The 748-nt window shown below is 54.9% G+C and carries 1 protein-coding gene; it reads right to left on the bottom strand.

Annotated elements, in window-relative coordinates; translation table 11 throughout:
* Window positions 1-10: 10 nt before the first annotated feature.
* Window positions 11-712, bottom strand: a complete 702-nt coding sequence (locus F6X40_RS41660; protein WP_187631910.1) for an IS6 family transposase — start codon at window positions 710-712, stop codon at window positions 11-13.
* Window positions 713-748: the final 36 nt, after the last annotated feature.

Raw genomic sequence — 748 nt, 5'->3', positions numbered from 1 at the left:
TTAGTACGACTTATGCCGCCAACGCATAGAACTGCTGGGCTGCAGAACGCGTGGTGCGGTGGCGACACATCATCTGCCCTTTTTTAATCATGTGCATGACTTCGATGCCACCCAGTAAGATGCGGGTGAAACGAAAATTCTTGAACCCCAGCATGGGACGAATACGGCGCTTGATAGCCCGATGGTCCTGCTCGACGACGTTGTTCAGATATTTGGCCTGACGAATCTTGATTGACGTATCGCGTTCGGCGTTGATCGCATGCAGCCCTGCGAGATTGGCGCCGCTCTTGTCGATCGTCACCGTCTCCGGGACACCGTTTTGATCGATGGCCTTCTCGAAATAACGCCGGGCGGCCACCTTGTCCCGCTTGGCTCGCAACAGAAAGTCAACCGTATCGCCCGCTTTATCAACGGCCCGGTACAAGTACTTCCATTCACCGTTGACCTTGACGTAGGTTTCGTCCATTCGCCAGCTTCTACCGACTGCGCGTTTTTGTCGCCGAAACGTCTTTTCCAGCGCCGGCAGAAGTTTGATGGCCCAGCGATGCACGGTCGAATGATCGACCGAAACGCCCCGCTCGGCCATCATATCTTCCAGATGACGCAGGCTCAGCGGATAGGCCACGTACCAGCGCACACAAGTCAATATCACATCCAGCGGATAGTGCAGCCGTTTGAGCACCTTGTTCCTACCCGCATTCAAGCTCGTCATCGTAGATCACGTCTTTCGTTTTCCCAGCGCCACGAT

The sequence above is a fragment of the Paraburkholderia sp. UCT31 genome (assembly GCF_014397655.1).
GTDB classification, from domain to species: Bacteria; Pseudomonadota; Gammaproteobacteria; order Burkholderiales; family Burkholderiaceae; genus Paraburkholderia; species Paraburkholderia tuberum.
This window is presented reverse-complemented; position numbering and strand designations above follow the sequence as displayed.

What these genes read in the sequence shown, in the direction of transcription:
- F6X40_RS41660 (WP_187631910.1), bottom strand. Translation starts at nt 712, where the DNA reads ATGACGAGCTTGAATGCGGGTAGGAACAAGGTGCTCAAACGGCTGCAC.